The sequence below is a fragment of the Shinella sp. GW821-FHT11G07 genome (assembly GCF_058808115.1).
In genome coordinates, this window is sequence record NZ_JBXARJ010000001.1 from 410,234 (window position 1) to 426,905 (window position 16,672).

The window sequence follows — 16,672 nt, forward strand, 5'->3', positions numbered from 1 at the left end:
TAAACAACCAAAGGTTATGGCGCATAACGCTGTAAATAATCTTATAAAATCTCGAATGTGATGATAATTCAGCTCGTTAAGGCCCTAGATCGCGATGCAGCCAAAGGCCACGAGTCGCTATCCACACCAACGGCAAATCACGTTCCAAACCGTCCTGGACGGGAATATGGGGCTCGATCGGCAGGACATTCTCCAAGCCCTGCAGGTAAAGTGCAGCAGTTTGGCTCGGTTCAGGCTTCCGCCCCACCGATGAGCCGCGGGACCGCAAGGCGTAGAAATTGCCGGTTGGCGGGTATATCGAAGCGGTTATCTGCTCATGGGATGGACCAGCAATGAATCTGCGCTTCGTCGAAACGTTCGTATGGGTCGCGCGGCTCGGAAGCTTTCGCGCCGCGGCCGAGCGGCTGAATGCGACGCAGGCGGCCGTTTCCAACCGCATTGCCAGCCTCGAGGCTGAGATGGGCTGCGAGCTTTTCGAACGGATGCCGGGCGGCGTGCGGCTCTCGACCGTCGGCCAGCGCGCCATGCAGCCGGCCGAGGAGCTGCTGAAAGCCGCGACCAGCTTCAAGGTGGCGATCGGCAGCCCGCAGCATCTGCGCGCTACCGTGTCGATCGGCACCATCGATTCCATCGTGCATGCCTGGCTGCCCAATTTCATCGAGCGTGTGAAGGAACGCTTTCCTTCGCTCGGGCTCGACCTCAATGTCGATACGTCACTCGCGATCGGCCGTGAGGTCAGCGAGCGGCGGCTGGATCTCGCGCTGCTGATGGGGCCGGTTCTCACCCCGGGCCTCAAGAACATCGATCTCGGCACCATGGAATGCGCTTGGGTCGCTACCCCATCCTTCGGGCTCGGTGGCCGCGAACTCAGCCTGCAGGACCTTTCCAACTATCCGGTGCTCACCTTCTCTCGCAACAGCGTGCCGCATGTCTGGCTACTCCGTCAGTTCGAAGAACTCGGCGTGCAGCCGCCGGTCATTTCAAACTCCAACTCGCTTTCCGCCATGCTGCGGCTTGCCCGCGACGGCATCGGCGTCGCGCTGCTACCGGTGCCCATGGTGGTGCCGATGGTTGCCGAGGGCGTCGTCGAGCTATTATCGATCACGCCGCATTTCCCCGCCCTGAAACTGCATGCCGTCTACGCGGATGATCCGGAAAACCTAATCCCTTCAATGCTTTCGGTGATTGCGCGCGAAGCGTCTCTCGATACGAAAGGCATTACGGCGTAAAACAGTCTGCACAAGTTTTTTCTATCGCTCCCGACAATTCTTTATCGTTTGTCATTCCAATCGCGAGGCATGACGATACCCCGACTGAGACTTGGAGGACTTCGATGAAGATCAGTGTTGTGCAAATGAATTCCGGTTCCGACAAAGCGAAAAACCTCGACGACGCCGAGCGGATGGTGCGTGAGGTCGTGGCCGCCGAGACGCCGGATCTGGTGGTATTGCCGGAATATTTCGCCTTTCTCGGCGAGGGTCGCGATGCGGTCCATGGCAGCGGTGAAAGCTTTCCGGACGGCCCGACCTATCAGCGCTTCGCAGCGCTTGCCAAGGAACTCGGCGTGACGCTGCATTGCGGCTCGATGGTCGAAAAATCCGGTAACAACCACTACAATGCCACCGTGGTCTTCGGCCCCGAAGGCAAGGAAATCGCCAAGTACCGCAAGATCCACCTGTTCGACGTCGACACGCCCGGCGGCGTCTCCTACCGCGAGTCCGACACGATCGGCCGTGGCGAGGATGTGGTAACCTACAAGGTCGGCGACACCACCGTCGGCTGCGCCATCTGCTACGACATCCGCTTCCCCGAACTCTTCCGGGCGCTGCGCGACAAGGGCGCGGACGTCATCGTGCTTCCTGCCGCCTTCACACTGATGACCGGCAAGGACCATTGGGAAGTGCTCGCCCGGGCGCGGGCCATCGAGACCCAGACCTATTTCGCGGCAGTCGGCCAGGCCGGCGCCCATGCGGACGGCAAGAAGTGGTGCTGGGGCCATTCCATGGTCATCGACCCCTGGGGCCACATGGTCGCCCAGTGCTCGGACGGTGTCAGTACCGCGTCTGCCCGTCTCGACCTAGATCGCATCGGCACGGTGCGCCGCGACGTGCCCGTCGCCCAGCATCACGTTCTGTAAGGAAATCTCATATGTTCATCGTCAATGCCATGCCGCAGCAGATCGCTCCGGCACTCATCAAGAAGATGGAACAGGTCGAGACCGCGACGGTCGGCCATTTCCTGCATTCGGGTTTCCTGAACCGGGAGCTGCGTGCGGTCCTGCCGGAAAAGCGTATCGCCGGCACGGCCGTCACTGTGCGCCTGCCGCATGCCGACTCGACCATCCTGCACTATCTCACCAAGCTGGTCCGACCGGGTGACTTCATCGTCGTCGACCGTTGCGGCGATGACAAACATGCCTGCTGGGGCGGCGTGGTCACCCATTCGATGAAGCTCGGCGGTATCGTCGGCGCAGTCATCGATGGCCCGGCGACCGACTTTTCCGAAATCCGCCGCGTCGACCTGCCGATGTGGTGCCGTGGCCCCTCGCCGATCACCACCAAGATCCTCGGCCTCGAAGGCGCGATCAACGTGCCGGTCTCGGTCGGCGGCCAGACGGTCAACCCCGGCGACGCCATCATTGCCGACGAGAGCGGTGTGCTGGTGCTTGATCCGTCGAAGGCGGAATGGGCCGTCGACAAGGCGCTCGGCATGCAGGAAAGCGAACTTGTCCTGCTAGAGCGGCTGCGCAACGGCGAAAAGCTGCCCGACATTTCCGGCGCCACGAGAATCGTGGAAGCCTCGGCCGCCTGAGGCGGCCCAATACGATAAACATAATGGGAACAATCGGTTCAAGAGGAGAGGAAATCTCATGACCGCAATGAAGAACGCAACCCGCGCTGGCCTTGCCGCGCTTGCAATGGCCCTCGCTACCTCCGTGGCGATGGCCGATACCGTCGTCCTGACGGCCTATTCCGGCATCTTCCAGGAAAATTACGTGAAGGCCGTCGTCGAGCCCTTCATGAAGGCCAATCCGGACATCACCGTCGAGTTCTACGGCATGCCCAACTCCGCCCAGATGCTGGGCACGCTGAGGGCGCAGGCCAGCGCCCCGCAGATCGATATCGCCATCATGGACGTCTCGGTGGCGAAGGCCGCGACCGACGAGGGCATTTTCGCCCCGATGGACGATACGGTCACGAAACATATCGCCGACCTCTATCCGCAGGCGAAAGTGGAGGGCGTCAATGCCGTCGGCGTCACCTTCGACAATCTCATCCTGCTCTACAACACCGACAAGGTGAAACAAGCGCCGACCTCGTGGAATGCGCTCTGGGACGAGCAATATGCCAAGCAGGTCTCGATCCCAGCCGTGCCGGACATCCAGGGCACGACGTTCACCATCATCACCGACAAGATGGCCGGCGGCACGAACTACATCGAAAGCGTCGAGGCCGGCATCACGCGGCTTGAGGCGCTCGCCCCCCTCGTCCAGACATGGGAGCCGCGGCCGGATGTCTACCAGCCGATCTCCAGCGGCACGGCAGCGATCGGCATCGGCTGGAATGCCCGTGCGCAGGTCTATGCCGATCTCTCAGACGGCAAACTCGGCGTCGTGCTGCCGGAAGAAGGCAGCGGCTTTCAGATCAACGTGATCGGCCTCATCAAAGGGGGACCTGCCAGCGACAGCGCCAAGAAGTTCATCGACTATGCGCTGAGCCCGGAGGCACAGGCTGCCTTCACCGAGCAGATGTTCTACGCGCCGACCAACTCCAAGGCCGCAGCGCTGATCTCGGAAAAGGCGATGGAACGCACCGCCGCCGGTGCGATGGACAAGATGATCGACATCAACTGGCTCGAGGTCGCCAAGATCCGCGAAGCCATTACCGAGCAGTGGCGCCGCCGCGTCATTCCGCTTAGCCGCTGATCCCGGTCCAGGGCGTTTTCGCTTTTCCCCGAATCGCGGAAACGCTCTATCTCTTTGTTTTTGTGCAATTCCACCCGTAGAACTGCTGCGCCTTTTGCTGGAATTGCCCCAGGAGTTGTCCCATGCCCATGACTTCCGCTCCGGAGGAGCATCTCAGACTGGAAGGGATCGGCGTCAGCTTCGGCGCCGTCAACGTGATCCCTTCGCTCGATCTTTCCGTCCGCAAGGGTGAGATGGTCGCCTTTCTCGGCCCGTCGGGATGTGGAAAGACCACGACGCTGCGCATCATCGCAGGCCTCAACAAACCCTCCCGGGGCCAGATCAAGGTGGGCGGGCGCGACATCACGCAGCTTCCCATCCATGATCGTGACATGGGCATGGTGTTCCAGAGCTATGCACTGTTTCCGCACATGAACGTCGCCAGCAACGTGGCGTTCGGCCTGCAGATGCGCAACGTTCCGGCACGCGAAGCTGAAACCCGCGCGACGCAGGCGCTCGAGATGGTCCAACTCAGTCATCTCGCCCACCGCAAGCCAAAGGAGTTGTCCGGTGGCCAGCAACAGCGCGTGGCGCTTGCCCGTGCACTCGTCATAGAGCCCTCGATCCTGCTTCTCGACGAGCCGCTGTCCAACCTCGACGCGAAGCTGCGCGACGAGATGCGCGTACAGATCCGCGCCCTCCAGCAGCAGAGCGGCATCACCGCGGTCTTCGTCACGCATGACCAGGTCGAGGCGCTTTCGATGTGTGACCGCGTCGTGGTGATGCGAGGCGGTCAGGTCGAGCAATTCGGCACGCCGACCGAAGTCTACGAGCGGCCTGCAACGGCCTTCGTCGCCAATTTCGTCGGCCGCACGAACCGTCTCAAGGGTGCTGTCACATCGGAAGGCACGCTGATGGCCGCGGGTCAGCAGCTGCGTTCCGCCACGACGCTGGTGCCGGGGGCCGTGGACATCCTCGTGCGTCCGCACCGCATCCGCCTGCAGGAGACGGGTGAGGCCGCGAACAAGGTTCAGGGCACCGTGTCGGGCATCATCTTCATTGGCGACCTCGTGCAATATGCGGTGCGCGTCGGCGGCGACGAGATCGTCGTGGAAGAAGCGACGCGGCGCGATCGCAGCCCGCTTGCCGTCGGTGACGGCGTCACGCTCGGCTGGTCGGCGGAAGACACCCTCGTTTATCCGGCGGACGAGAAATGAGCGCCGTCCCCGCCCTTCCCCGCCCCGCTCGCCAATGGCGCGACGGCGAGCTCGCCGTCCTCCTGCTCTTACCGATCGCACTCATCAACGCGGTCGGCTTCATCCTGCCGGTCCTGAACCTCGCGCGCTATTCCTTCAACAAATCGCGTGTCGGCGGCGGGATGGAGGCCGTCTTCACCTGGGAAAACTGGGCGGGCCTGCTCAGCGATCCGTTCTATCTCGAACTGGTGTTCAACTCCGTCTGGATCAGCCTGGCAATCACGCTGACGACGCTTGTCGTCTCCTATCCGATCGCGCTCTACCTGCACCGCGCATCGGGTTCCTGGCGGACCTTTCTCACAGTGCTGGTCATCTCGCCGCTGCTCACCTCCGCGGTGGTGCGCACCTATGGCTGGATCGCAATCCTTACCGACGACGGGCCGGTGATCAGCGCCATCAAGGCGGTCGGCCTGCCGGCGCCGAGCCTGATGTTCAACATCAAGGGCGTCTTCATCGGCCTCACCGAAATCCTGATGCCCTACATGATCCTCGCGCTGATGGCGGGCTTCGGCCGGCTCGATCCGCGTGTGGAGGAGGCGGCGCGTACACTTGGCGCCACGCCCGCCCGCACCTTTACCAAGGTCATCCTGCCCTTGACGCTGCCCGGCATCGCGCTTGGCTGCCTGCTCTGCTTCGTGCTGGCGGTCTCGTCCTTCATCACGCCGAAGCTGATGGGCGGTGGGCGGGTCTTCCTGCTCGCGACCGAGATCTACGACCAGGCGATCGTCACGCTCAACTGGCCGCTCGCCTCGACGCTGTCGATCCTCGTGCTCATCGTCTTCGGTGCGGCGCTGTGGGCTTATTCCGCCGTGCTGCGGCGACTGGACTAGGAGGAAAATCCAATGGAAATCCACAAGACCTCCTGGCCGATGCGCATCATCGTCTTCCTGCTGTTCGTCTACCTGCTGGCGCCGGTGCTGCTCGTCTTTCCGCTGTCGTTTTCCGGCGACCAGGTGCTGCGCTTCCCGCCATCCTTCTGGTCAACGCGTTGGTATTCGGCGCTGTTTGCCAACAGCCAGATGTTGAAAGCATTCTGGACGAGCCTGTCGCTGGCGGCGGTCGTCACCGTGCTGTCGATCATCATCGCCGTGCCTGCCGCCTGGGTAATGACCCGGCTTCGCTTCGCCGGCCGCGACCTGCTGTTCAACATCTTCACCGCGCCGCTGTTGCTGCCGACCATCGTGCTCGGCCTCGCCATCCTCATCGTCTTCGCCTCCTTCGGGCTGCTCGCGACGATGCAGGGCCTGGTCTTCGCCCATCTGGTGGTGACCCTGCCCTATGCGCTGCGTGTGCTTGCCGTATCGCTGAGCACGCAGGACCGCGCCTGCGAGGAGGCCGCGCGCACACTCGGCGCCAAGCCGCTCACCGTGTTCTTCCGCGTCACCGTGCCCATGCTGACGCCGGGGATCGTCGCGGCGGCAGCCCTGTGTTTCCTCGTCTCCTTCGACGAGGTGGTGATCACGCTGTTCCTCACCGGCCCGCGCATCAGCACGCTGCCCGTCGAGCTCTACAACTACGTCTATAACCAGGCCGATCCGTTGGTGGCTGCCGCCTCGGCGCTGCTGATCCTGCTGACATTGGCCGTGATCATGATCGTGGAGCGGGCCATGGGACTCGGCAAGGCCTTCGTCAAATAGTCGGTTGCGCCGATCGAGGGGGCTGACGCTTGATAGCCGTCAGCCCCCTCGATCATCCACCCCGGAAAGAATGCGCCGCCGGCCGACACGGATGACGTTCCACATCGCCTGGCGCGCGCCCTCCTCGTCGCGGCGGCGGATCTCCTCGACGATCCGCATATGATTGGCCGCGACATCGCCGATCTTGCCCCGGTCGGCAGCCGGCGAACTCAGCTTGAAGACCCCGGCAAGCGCCGCTTCGATGAGGCTGCCCACGGTGCGCATGAACGGATTGTGCGAGGCCTCCATCACCGCGAGGTGAAAGCGCAGGTCGGCAAGGGCCAGTGTTTCCGGCGTATGATCCGGGTCGCCCATGGCGACGGCGAGGCGCATCATCTGGTTGATTTCCGCCTCGTTCGCATGGCGGGCCGCCAGCGCTGCGGCATGCGGCTCGAAACCGCCGCGGATATCGCTGAGATGCAGCAGGAAATCCTTATCCACGCCGACAGCGAAATGCCAGGTGAGGATGTCGCCGTCGAAGAGGTTCCATTGGTCCTTGGGCGTCACCCGCGTGCCGATGCGGGCGCGCGGCACGATGAGTCCCTTGGCAGCGAGCGTCTTCATCGCCTCGCGCAGAACGGTGCGCGACACCCCGAAGCGGGCTGCCAGCTCGACGTCGCCGGGCAGCGTGGCTCCGACGGGAAACTCGCCGGAAACGATGGCCTTGCCGAGTTCGGTGACGACCTGCGAATGGCTGGTATGCGCCACCGCTCCACTCACCATCGTTTCGAGCAGGCCCTTCTTGCGCATCGGCCCGCTAACCTCGGCGCCGTCGAGCAGCAAGCGGGGCCGGGTGGACGTCAGGCATACCGCCTCCTTCGACCCGTGACATGGATGAGCCCCTTCTGGAGAAGGATGAAAGCGAAGAGCAGCAGGCCGATAAGGATCTTCGTCCACCAGCTCGACAACGAGCCGTCAAAGGTGATGTAGGTCTGGATGAGCCCCTGGATGAGGATGCCGACCAGCGTGCCGGCGATGAAGCCAGAGCCGCCCGTCAGAAGCGTGCCGCCGATGACCACCGCAGCGATGGCATCCAGCTCCACGCCGACAGTTGCCAGCGAATAGCCCGCCGAGGTGTAGAGCGAGAAGACGATCCCGGCGAGACCGGCAAGAAAGCCGGAAAGCGCGTAGATCAGGATCGTCGTGCGGCCGATCGGTACGCCCATCAACCGCGCCGTCGCCGCACCGCCGCCGAGCGCATAGACATTCGCGCCGAAGCGGGTGCGGTGCGCAACCAGCATGCCCGCCAGGAAGACGAGAAGCATCAGGCCGCCGATCAGCGTGATGCGTCCTCCGCCGGGCAGCTTGTAGTAGAGGCTCTTCAGCGTGGCGTAGAACGGGTGCTTGATCGGGATCGAGTCGATCGACAGCACGAAGGCCATGCCGCGTGCCAGGAACATGCCTGCCAGCGTGACGATGAAAGGCGGCATTTCGAGATGGTGGATGATGGCCCCCATCAGCGCGCCGAAGGCCGTTGTGACGACGAGCGCCAGCGCGAAGGCGGCCAGCGGGTGGATCGACGTCGATTCGAGCAGGACCGCCAGAAACACGCCCGTGAAAGCGATGACCGCGCCGATCGACAGGTCGATGCCGCCCGAGAGGATGACGAAGGTCATGCCGACGGCGGCGATGCCGAGGAAGGCATTGTCGGTGAGAAGGTTGCCGATCACCCGCGTCGACAGCATGTTCGGATATTGTGCAAAGCAGATGGCATAGGCGATCAGGAAGATCGCGACCGTGGCGGCAAGGGGAAGATAACGCGGGTTCATTTCGCCTCCTGCTCCGTCTTCTTGTCCTGTGCCCGTGGGCGAGAGAGGAAGACGAAGGCCGATTGCGCGCGTGGCGACTGGATGACCAGGATCAGCACGATGATCGCGGCCTTGATGATGAGGTTGAACTCGGGTGGGAAACCGGACAGCAGGATGCCCGTATTGATCGACTGGATGATGAGGGCACCCAGCAGGGAGGCGGCGATGGAGAACCGCCCGCCGAGCAGCGACGTCCCCCCGACGACCACCGCGAGGATCGCATCGAGTTCCAGCCAGAGACCGGCATTGTTGGCATCAGCACCGCGGATATCGGCCGCAACGATGATGCCGGCGATGGCGGCGCAGAGGCCGCAAAGCACGTAGGCAGCCATCAGCAGCACGCGGGTCGACACACCCGACAGCGTGGAGGCGCGGCGATTGACGCCGAGGGCCTCGATCAGCATGCCAAGTGCTGTCCGGCGCACGAGGAACGCGACGATGAGACCGAAGCCAAGCCAGATGACCACCGGCATGGGCAGGCCTAGAAGCGACCCGCTGCCGATGAAGATCAGGCCCGTATCGTTGAAGGTGAGGATGGCGCCTTCGGTGATGAGCTGCGCGATGCCACGGCCTGCGACCATGAGCACCAGCGTCGCGATGATCGGCTGGATATCGAGCACGGCGACGAGAAATCCGTTCCACAGGCCGCAGAGGATGCCGGTGCCAAGAGTGATGACCAGCGTCATCGCCAGCCCGTGGCCGGATGTAATGCAGGCGGCGGCAACGGCGCCGCAGATCGCCATGACCGCCCCGACGGACAGGTCTATGCCCTTGGTGGCGATGACGACCGTCATGCCGATGGCGAGCAGCGCCACCGGCGCACCGCGGTTGAGGATGTCGATCATGCTGCCATAGAGCCGGCCGTTCTGTATTTCGAGCTTGAAGAAACCGGGAAAGGCAATCGACACCATGAGCAGGATGAGGGCGAGTGCCACGATCTGCGGAAGAAGGCGGATGGCATAGGCCTTGAAGGTCGAGGTCATGCGTCCGCCCTCCCGGTTGACGACGCGATGGCCTCGACGATACCGGCCGTCGTGACCTGGCCGCCCGCCAGTTCGGCGACATGCGCCCTGTCGCGCAGCACGATGACGCGGCTCGAATAGGCGACGAGTTCTTCGAGTTCGGAAGAGATCACGATCAGCGACATGCCCTTTTCACAGAGAGATTCGATAAGGCGGATGATTTCCGCATGCGCGCCGACGTCGATGCCGCGCGTCGGTTCGTCGAGGATCAGGAAGTCCGGGTTGGTCGCCAGCCAGCGGGCGAGGATCGCCTTCTGCTGGTTGCCGCCGGAGAGCAGCTTGATCGGCTTTTCCCGGTCCGTCGTGCGGATGTCGAGCGCCTTGATGTACTGATCCGCCAGGCGGTCCTGCTCGCTGCGGCTGATCGGCCGCGTCCAGCCGCGCCGGGCCTGCAGGGCAAGCGCGATGTTTTCGCGCACGGAAAGATCGCCGACGATACCATCGATCTTGCGGTCTTCCGGGCAGAAGCCGAATTTCTCGCGGATTGCCGCACGCGGCGAGGACAGGTCGAGCGCTCGGCCGTCCGCCTCCGCTGTGCCGCTATCGGCACGCTCGGCGCCGAACAGGATTTCGGCGGTCTCCGTCCGGCCCGAGCCGAGCAGACCGGCAATGCCGACCACCTCGCCGGCGCGTACATCGAGATCGAAGGGCTGGATATGGCCCTTGCGGCCGAAATTGCGGAAGCGAAAGCGCACATCACCGCCCTCGCCCTTCGGCCCGTGCTCGGCCGTGACCTCCTGCACCAGTTCGCGGCCGAGCATCATGGCGATGAGGTCGCGGCGTGACAGGTCGGCCGTCTCCCGCGTGCCGACAAGCTGCCCGTTGCGCAGCACGGTGATGCGGTCGGAGATTTCATAGACCTGTTCGAGGAAGTGGGTGATGAAGACGATGCCCAGGCCACGTTCCTTGAGGCGCCGCACGATGCGGAAAAGCATCGCGACCTCATGCGCGTCGAGGCTCGCCGTCGGCTCGTCGAGGATCAGCACCTTGCCGGAAAGATCGACGGCACGGGCGATCGCGACGACCTGCTGCACGGCCACGGAATAGGCCGCAAGCTCCGCGGTAACATCAATGTCGAGTTCGTATTCGGCAAGCAGCGCCCTGGCGCGTCGGTTCATCTCGCGGGCATTCACCAGGCCGAAGCGCTTCGGCTGACGGCCGAGAAAGAGGTTTTCGGCGACCGTCAGGTTGGCCAGAAGGTTCACCTCCTGGTAAACCGTGCCGATACCGAGGTTCTGCGCCTCCAGCGTATTGCGAGGATCGACCTCTGCGCCATCGACGAGGATATGACCGCCGTCGCGGCGATAGGCGCCCGTCAGGCATTTGACGAGCGTCGATTTGCCCGCCCCGTTTTCACCGAGCAGCGCGTGCACCTCGCCGCGCTTCAGCGAGAAGTCGACGCGGTTCAGCGCCTTGGCACCGGGGAAGATCTTGTCGATCGCCGTCGCCGAGAGAACATAGGAATTGACCGGCTGCATGATGCCACCCGTATGAACGTCGCCGACCGCCGCCTTCCGAAGGTGAAGCGACGGGCAAGGCAGATGCCCCGCGCCGCGTTAGGAGCTGGACGCGGGGCGCTGGGGAGAAATCAGTAGCCGAGGCCCTTCTTCTCCTCATAGACCTTCGCCGGATCGTCGGCCTGGGTGTAGAGCTTGGATTCCGTCTGGATCCACTTCGGCGGCGCCTTGCCATCCTTGAGGAAGGCATCGAGGGCGTCGAAGGCGGGGCCGGCCATGTTCGGGGTCAGCTCGACGGTGGCATTCGCCTCGCCGGCTGCCATCGCCTGGAAGATATCCGGAACGGCATCGATCGAGACGACGAGGATGTCGGTGCCCGGCTTCAGGCCGGCTTCCTTGATCGCCTGGATGGCGCCGACAGCCATGTCGTCGTTGTGGGCGTAGAGCGCGCAGATGTTCTTGCCGCCGTCCTCCGCCTTCAGGAAGCTTTCCATGACTTCCTTGCCCTTGGTGCGGGTGAAGTCGCCGGTCTGGCTGCGGACGATCTTCAGGTTCTCCTTGCCGGCAAGCGCCTCTTCAAAGCCCTTCTTGCGGTCGATAGCCGGCGAGGAGCCCGTCGTGCCCTGAAGCTCGACGACATTGCAGGGCTTTCCAGCGACCGTATCGACGAGCCACTGGCCGGCGACCTTGCCTTCGTGCACCAGGTCCGAGGTGACGGCGGTCATGTAGAGGTCCTGCGACGCATCGACCGTGCGGTCGAGCAGGATGACCGGGATTTCCGCGTCCTTGGCTTCCTGCAGCACTTCGTCCCAGCCGGTGGCGACGACCGGAGCGACGAGGATGGCATCGACGTCCTGCGCGATGAAGGAGCGCAACGCCTTGATCTGGTTTTCCTGCTTCTGCTGAGCATCGGCGAACTTGAGGTCGATGCCGCGCTGTTCGGCCTGCTGCTTGGTCAGGGTCGTTTCAGCCGCGCGCCAGCCCGACTCGGATCCGATCTGCGAAAAACCTACCGTCAGGTCGGCGGCGGACGCAGCGCCGAACATCGAGACAGCAAGGATCGTGGCACTCGCGAGTGCGATTTTGAATTTCATGATTTCCTCCCAAAGAAAGCTGCCGCTCGGCAGCACGCTTAAAACATCATATTGTATTACTATTGTAAACCATCAAAATTGGCCTGCGCCTTGAAAGGCTCAATGACCGTGGGTCACGTAGAGTATCTGCAATGAAGCGGAGGCTTTCTCGCGCTACCGCGCGATGCGCCCATCGCGGCGTCTAGCGACGCCGATGTCCGGAAACTTCCGCGCCGGCACCGGCGGGGAGTGCCAGAAAACGCAGCGCGGAGACAAAGCCGATGCCCGCGACACAGAGAAAGGCCGCACGAATGTCCATCAGCATGCCGCCGTCCGCGGCCGGCGGAGCAAAGTAGGACGATAGGCGCATGACGACCGCCGCCACGGCCACGCCAAGCAACTGGGCGAGCTGCTGCAACATCGCCGAAATCGTCGCTGCCGCACTCCGCTGCGCCGGCGTGACATCGGCGAAGGCGATCGTCGTCAGCGCTGTGAACTGCATGGAGCGTGACAGGCCGCAGGCAATGAGCAGCGCGAAAAGGAGAAGACGCGGCGTTTGCCCGTCGATGAAGGCGAAGGCACCAATCGTCAGGGCCGCTACCACGCCGTTAGCCACCAGCACGGTGCGGAAGCCGAAGAGGCGCAACGCAGGCGTCGTCACGCTCTTCATCAGCAGGTTGCCGAGGAAATAGACGAGGATGAGCGTGCCTGTCTCCACCGCGTCAAGGCCAAGGCCGACCTGGAAGAGCAGCGGCAGCAGAAACGGTGTGGCATTGACGGCCAGCCGCCCTGCGGTACCCGCCGAAAGCGTGGCAAAGGCGAAGGTCGGGACCTTCAGCACTGCCAGATCGAGAAGCGGATGCGTCGTGCGTTTAAGGTGAAGGATCGCGACGAAACCCATCAGCACGCCCACGGCCAGAATGGCGAGTGAACCGGCTCCGCCAGTCGATGCGCTGGACAATTCGAGCCCCGCCAGCGTCAAGGCAAGGGCGCTGCCAGTCAGAAGAAAGCCGACGAGGTCAAAGGGCCGCCGACCCTCTGCCGGCGCGTGCGGCACGAAGAAGGCAACCAGCACCACGCCAAAAAGGCCGAGCGGCAGGTTGATGAAGAAATTCCACTGCCAGCCGGCATGGGTGGTGATCCACGCTCCGATCAGCGGACCGATCACCGGCGCGATCAGCGCTGGCCAAGTGATGGTGGCGATCGCCCGGACCAGTTCGGCCTTCGGCGCACCGCGCAACACGAGCTGGCGCCCCACAGGCGTCATCAGAGCTGCCGATGCCCCCTGAAAAAGCCGTGCAGCCGTGAACTCCCAAAGCGAACCGGAGTAACCACACGCGATGGACGCCAGCGTGAACAACACGATGGCGGACAGGAAGACCTCCCGCGCGCCAAACCGGTCGGCGAGCCAGCCGGCCGGTGGGATGAACACCGCCATGGCGAGCAGGTAGGCAGTGAACCCGACATTCAGCGTCACCACATCCGTCGAAAAGGCCTGCGCCATGGCCGGCAGCGACGTCGCGATGATCGTGCTATCGAGCATCTGCATGAAGAAGGCCACGGCGACGACGGCCGGGACAATGCGGGTGCGGTGAAGGGGGAGCGGCGGAACGGGAATGGAGGACATCACGATATCAAAAAATGGGCCGGCGCGCCTGCGCCGGCACCCAAGCCTATATGGTCAGTTGCTGGCGGCAACCCTTTTCAGGGCGGCGTCATAGAAGGAGCGGTCGATCCAGGTGTCGTAGTTGACCTTGCCCTTCAGAAGCTCGGCATCCGCCATGAAGGTTTCCTCGCCTTGAAGCGCGCGCACAGCCTCTTCGGTGATCTCGGGATCCTGGAAGAACTTGCCGTCCGGATAAGTCGCCCGCACCGCCTTGTCGCTGTTGCCGGTTTCCTTGACGAAGATCGCAATCGTCTCTTCCGGGTTCGCATCCGCCCAGCGCGCCGTCGCGATATCGACCGCCAGCAGGCGCGTCACGATCTCCGGATATTTGCGGGCAAAATCGCCATTGACGCTGATGAGGTGGGGAACGGCCCATTCCGGGCTGCCGGAAACGCCGGCATCGAAGATCACCCGCGCGCCGCCTTTTTCGACCAGCGCCTGAACCGGGCCGGTGCTTTCCACGATGGCATCGACATCACCGCGGGAAAGCGCCGGGCCGGAACTTTCGATCCCGAGGTTGAGGCTTTCCACGTCTTTGAGCGAAAGACCGGCGGCATTCAACGCCTTGGCGAAGGTAGAGTGACGCACCGTACCCGAAAGATAGGCGACCTTCTTGCCTTTCAAGTCCTCGATCTTCTGGATCGGCGAGTCCGGCTTGACGACGATCTGCGTTTCGTTGGAGCGGTTCCAGCTCGACAGGCCGACGAGCTTGACATCCGCGCCGGCCGCAGCCAGGCGCAGCGACGGGTTGTTGCCGATGTAAGTGAAGTCGATCGCACCGGAACCGAGCGCGACGGTGGCAGCCGAGCCGCCATCGAAGGTCGTCAGCTCAATCTTGATGCCGTCCTTGGCGAATTCGTCCTCCAGCAGCTTCTTGTTGCGATAGAGGATGAACTTCAGGTGGCCGGGCGCCGTCGAGCCGATGCGGATGACATCAGGCTTGGCCTCATCTGCAAAGGCCGGGACGGCAGTTGCAGCAGGCAGGAGGGAAAGCGCGAGCGCCAGTTTCAAAAGCGTCCGGCGGAGCGGAAGGGATGTCATGGATGGATCCTTTCGAGATCGATGGGTCATCAAGAGAATGAAGGGAGGTTCAGTTGGGGCCGCTCTCGCCGCTGCCCCGCCAATGCGTGGCGCGCTTTTCACCGGCAACGAGCAGGTAGTTGAGCACGAGGCCCACGATGGTCAGCGTCAGTATCCCGGCATACATGCGGTCGGTTTCCAGCATCAGCGAGGAATTCTGGATGAGGTAGCCGATGCCGGACTGGGCGGCGAGCATCTCCGCCGCGATCACCGAGAAGAGTGATGTCTTCACGCCGAGCCGGGCACCCGCAACGATCGAGGGGATGGCGGAGGGAAAGATGACCTTCTTGAAAAGGTCCCAGTCCGACGTGCCCATCGAGCGCGCCGCCTTGAGAAGTAGCGGATCGACCGACTTCACGCCGACGATCGTATTGATCAGCAGGAAGAAGACGGCGGCGTAGAAGGTGATGGCGATCTTAGAAGCCTCGCCGATGCCAAGCAGCAGGATGAAGACCGGCAGCAGCGCGAACTGCGATGTGTTGCGCAGAGTCTGGACGAGGAAATCGGAGGCCCGCTCAAACAGCGGATAGCGCCCCATCAGGAAGCCGAGCGGCACGGCGGTGACGACGGCAAGGGCAAAGCCGATCGCGGCGCGTTGCAAGCTGATGCCGATATGGTCGGCAAGCTGGCCGGAGACGATCATCTCCCACAGAACCTCCAGCACCTGGCTGAGCGGCGGAAAGAACAGCGAATTGATCCATCCAGCGCGCGGCGCGACCTCCCAAAGGAGCGCAAAGGCAGCAAGTGCCGGCAGGCCGATCGTGATGGTGGAGAAGAACTCCGAGAGCGCGGTCGGCGCCTTCTCCCTGGCGCGTTTGCGGCGCAGGGAAGAGGTGGTGCGTAGCGGCAGGCTGCGGTCGGCGATCAGGCTCATCGGGCCCTCCCTCAATTGGCGTAGCTGGAAGCGAGCGCCCAGTCGCGCTGGGCCTTCACCACCTCGTCGCGCAGGCTTTCCCAGACGCGGGCACGGTAGGCGTTGAAGGCCTCGCTGTTGCGGATATCGAGATCGCGCGGACGCGGCAGGTCTATCTCGACGATCTCCTTGACGCTCGCCGGGCGGGCAGTCATCACGACGACGCGGTCGGCGAGATAGATCGCCTCGTCGATCGAATGGGTCACGAAGACGACGGTGGTCTTGATCTGTTCCCAGATGCGCAGAAGCTCGCTTTGCAGGATGTCGCGGGTCTGGGCGTCGAGGGCTGCGAACGGCTCGTCCATCAACAGGACCTGCGGATCGGTCGAAAGCGCGCGGGCGATCGCCACACGCTGCTGCATGCCGCCGGAAAGCTGCGACGGATAGCGGTCTTCGAAACCGTGGAGGCCGAAGAGGTGCAGGAAGTAGAGTGCCTTCTCGCGGCGCTCGGCGGCGGGCGTGCCGCGCACTTCCAGCGCATATTCGACGTTCTGCAAGGCGGTACGCCAGGGAAAGAGCGCGTATTGCTGGAAGACATAGGCCGTGCGGGCATGCGGTTTCGACACCTCGATGCCATCGATACGCGCACCTCCCGAGGTCGCCTCGGTCAGCCCCGCAATGACATCGAGCAGCACCGACTTGCCGCTGCCGGAGGGGCCGACGACGGTGACGAATTCGCCGCGATTGATGGTGAGGTCGACGCCATCCAGCACCGCGATCCGGTTGGACAACACGCCATCGACGGCCACCGTCTGCCCGGGCTTCAGCGTAAAGGTTTTGCGCAATGCGCTGACGGCTATGCGTTCCATGATCAATC

The 16,672-nt window shown here is 63.3% G+C and carries 16 protein-coding genes; 7 read left to right on the forward strand and 9 right to left on the reverse strand.

Annotated features, from left to right (window positions below):
• The first annotated feature begins 332 nt into the window (after positions 1-332).
• The 7 genes from AC1RT2_RS01835 to AC1RT2_RS01865 all read left to right on the forward strand — a co-directional run bounded on the left by AC1RT2_RS01835 (position 333) and on the right by AC1RT2_RS01865 (position 6,797).
• The gene (locus AC1RT2_RS01835; RefSeq protein WP_493098934.1) at positions 333-1,229 is read left to right on the forward strand and encodes a LysR family transcriptional regulator; all 897 of its coding nucleotides are present in this window, start codon (positions 333-335) and stop codon (positions 1,227-1,229) included.
• A gap of 104 nt (positions 1,230-1,333) precedes the next feature.
• On the forward strand, positions 1,334-2,137 hold the full coding sequence (locus AC1RT2_RS01840) for a carbon-nitrogen hydrolase family protein (protein WP_493098936.1): 804 nt from the start codon (positions 1,334-1,336) through the stop codon (positions 2,135-2,137).
• An 11-nt stretch (positions 2,138-2,148) separates the two neighbouring features.
• The gene (locus tag AC1RT2_RS01845; protein WP_444798028.1) at positions 2,149-2,811 is read left to right on the forward strand and encodes an RraA family protein; all 663 of its coding nucleotides are present in this window, start codon (positions 2,149-2,151) and stop codon (positions 2,809-2,811) included.
• A 58-nt stretch (positions 2,812-2,869) separates the two neighbouring features.
• Positions 2,870-3,925 carry an ABC transporter substrate-binding protein gene (locus AC1RT2_RS01850; RefSeq protein ID WP_493098939.1) on the forward strand — a complete coding sequence of 352 codons (1,056 nt, stop codon included), beginning with the start codon at positions 2,870-2,872 and terminating at the stop codon, positions 3,923-3,925.
• A gap of 128 nt (positions 3,926-4,053) precedes the next feature.
• Entirely contained in the window at positions 4,054-5,121 is a 1,068-nt protein-coding gene (locus AC1RT2_RS01855; protein ID WP_493099549.1) for an ABC transporter ATP-binding protein, read from the forward strand.
• A complete protein-coding gene (locus AC1RT2_RS01860) occupies positions 5,118-5,990 on the forward strand; it encodes an ABC transporter permease (protein ID WP_493098941.1) in 873 nt (290 codons plus the stop codon). The genes AC1RT2_RS01855 and AC1RT2_RS01860 overlap by 4 nt, the downstream gene beginning before the upstream one ends.
• Positions 5,991-6,002: 12 nt before the next feature.
• On the forward strand, positions 6,003-6,797 hold the full coding sequence (locus tag AC1RT2_RS01865) for an ABC transporter permease (RefSeq protein WP_493098943.1): 795 nt from the start codon (positions 6,003-6,005) through the stop codon (positions 6,795-6,797).
• A 39-nt stretch (positions 6,798-6,836) separates the two neighbouring features.
• On the opposite strand, the gene AC1RT2_RS01870 is transcribed toward AC1RT2_RS01865, so the two are convergent.
• The 9 genes from AC1RT2_RS01870 to AC1RT2_RS01910 all read right to left on the reverse strand — a co-directional run bounded on the left by AC1RT2_RS01870 (position 6,837) and on the right by AC1RT2_RS01910 (position 16,664).
• Positions 6,837-7,586: a FadR/GntR family transcriptional regulator gene (locus AC1RT2_RS01870; RefSeq protein ID WP_493098945.1), complete on the reverse strand. Its 750-nt coding sequence runs from the start codon at positions 7,584-7,586 to the stop codon at positions 6,837-6,839.
• A 50-nt stretch (positions 7,587-7,636) separates the two neighbouring features.
• Positions 7,637-8,605, reverse strand: coding sequence for a galactofuranose ABC transporter, permease protein YjfF (gene yjfF, locus AC1RT2_RS01875; RefSeq protein ID WP_493098947.1), 969 nt, complete (start codon positions 8,603-8,605; stop codon positions 7,637-7,639).
• On the reverse strand, positions 8,602-9,627 hold the full coding sequence (locus tag AC1RT2_RS01880) for an ABC transporter permease (RefSeq protein WP_493098950.1): 1,026 nt from the start codon (positions 9,625-9,627) through the stop codon (positions 8,602-8,604). Before AC1RT2_RS01880 ends, yjfF begins: the two co-directional genes overlap by 4 nt.
• Positions 9,624-11,144 (reverse strand): galactofuranose ABC transporter, ATP-binding protein YtfR, encoded by a 1,521-nt coding sequence (ytfR, locus tag AC1RT2_RS01885; protein ID WP_493098952.1) that lies wholly within the window; start codon positions 11,142-11,144, stop codon positions 9,624-9,626. Before ytfR ends, AC1RT2_RS01880 begins: the two co-directional genes overlap by 4 nt.
• 110 nt (positions 11,145-11,254) lie before the next feature.
• The gene (ytfQ, locus tag AC1RT2_RS01890) at positions 11,255-12,217 is read right to left on the reverse strand and encodes a galactofuranose ABC transporter, galactofuranose-binding protein YtfQ (protein WP_493098954.1); all 963 of its coding nucleotides are present in this window, start codon (positions 12,215-12,217) and stop codon (positions 11,255-11,257) included.
• A gap of 181 nt (positions 12,218-12,398) precedes the next feature.
• A complete protein-coding gene (locus AC1RT2_RS01895) occupies positions 12,399-13,823 on the reverse strand; it encodes an MFS transporter (protein ID WP_493098956.1) in 1,425 nt (474 codons plus the stop codon).
• A 54-nt stretch (positions 13,824-13,877) separates the two neighbouring features.
• A complete protein-coding gene (locus tag AC1RT2_RS01900; RefSeq protein ID WP_493098958.1) occupies positions 13,878-14,903 on the reverse strand; it encodes an aliphatic sulfonate ABC transporter substrate-binding protein in 1,026 nt (341 codons plus the stop codon).
• A 49-nt stretch (positions 14,904-14,952) separates the two neighbouring features.
• Positions 14,953-15,816: an ABC transporter permease gene (locus AC1RT2_RS01905; protein WP_493098960.1), complete on the reverse strand. Its 864-nt coding sequence runs from the start codon at positions 15,814-15,816 to the stop codon at positions 14,953-14,955.
• A gap of 11 nt (positions 15,817-15,827) precedes the next feature.
• A complete protein-coding gene (locus AC1RT2_RS01910; RefSeq protein WP_493098962.1) occupies positions 15,828-16,664 on the reverse strand; it encodes an ABC transporter ATP-binding protein in 837 nt (278 codons plus the stop codon).
• Positions 16,665-16,672 lie beyond the last annotated feature (8 nt).